Raw genomic sequence first — 240 nt, 5'->3', positions numbered from 1 at the left:
GCCACTGGTCGTTCAACGCCGGTTCCAATCAATGGCAGCTCGCCGGCAATACGGGGTTCGATAACGGCCTGGCGTGGAACGCGCAGCCCGGCAACTCGGTGCAGAACAACCCGTATTCGTCGAAAGAAGCAACCATAGCGCAGCTCAGCGCCGGGCCATTCACGCGCTATCACCTGTTCGCCACCGCTGCGTATCTGCACCTGCACGTCGAAATCGCTGCCGGTCAGTTCCGTCCAGTGA

The 240-nt window shown here is 61.2% G+C and carries 1 protein-coding gene; it reads left to right on the top strand.

Translation table 11 applies throughout. The annotated features are described in order from the left end of the window. A partial coding sequence (locus G5A07_RS21675) for a hypothetical protein (RefSeq protein WP_223107846.1) occupies window positions 1-240 on the top strand: 240 nt, incomplete at both ends.

The organism is Stenotrophomonas sp. AS012628 (genome assembly GCF_010608305.1).
In the GTDB taxonomy this organism is placed as follows: domain Bacteria; phylum Pseudomonadota; class Gammaproteobacteria; order Xanthomonadales; family Xanthomonadaceae; genus Stenotrophomonas; species Stenotrophomonas geniculata.
The sequence above is the reverse complement of the archived record's forward strand: the minus strand, read 5'-3'. Positions and strand labels throughout refer to the sequence as shown.